The sequence below is a fragment of the Caldibacillus sp. 210928-DFI.2.18 genome (genome assembly GCF_020554505.1).
In the GTDB taxonomy this organism is placed as follows: domain Bacteria; phylum Bacillota; class Bacilli; order Bacillales; family Caldibacillaceae; genus Caldifermentibacillus; species Caldifermentibacillus hisashii.
In genome coordinates this window covers 1-487 of record NZ_JAJCHL010000227.1, presented here as the reverse complement: position 1 = coordinate 487, position 487 = coordinate 1, and the positions used below count along the sequence as shown (strand labels likewise).

Here is a 487-nt window from a genome sequence, read left to right as displayed (position 1 = left end):
GTAAGCCCCCATTCAAACAACGCATATAAATCAACAGCACCTCTTGTTAAAATTGACATATCAATCAAAGGAGGTGCTTTTCATATGCCAGAACAAAAATTAACAATTGTCCCCGTAACATTACATTCCGATACAGAAAATATTTCGAACATAAAACCAACTGTTTCCTCTTCAAATTCAACTTGTACGATTAAGTTTGGAAAAGTTGAAATCTCCTTTTTCAACGGTATAGATGAGCACATCATTCAAACGATCATGAGGGAGTTGAAAGATTTATGAGACACGATTATTCGAGTGTAAAAAATATCTATATCATTTGTGGAAAAACGGATATGAGAAAAGGAATAGATGGATTAGCAACACTCATTCAAGATTCCTTTGAACTGGATCCTTATGGTGATTCCATTTTCTTATTTTCTGGATGGAGTAAAGATCGTTATAAATGTTTATATTTTGACGGTGACGGCTTCGCCATGCTTTATAAGCG

2 protein-coding genes are annotated in these 487 nt (G+C 34.5%); both read left to right on the top strand.

Features of this window, described 5'->3' with window-relative positions:
* A partial coding sequence (locus LIZ98_RS17685) for a hypothetical protein (protein ID WP_205247356.1) occupies nucleotides 1-279 on the top strand: 279 nt, incomplete at its 5' end.
* Nucleotides 276-487: IS66 family insertion sequence element accessory protein TnpB (tnpB, locus tag LIZ98_RS17680; protein WP_227139132.1), on the top strand; the 212-nt coding region annotated here is incomplete at its 3' end. The genes LIZ98_RS17685 and tnpB, both read left to right, overlap by 4 nt.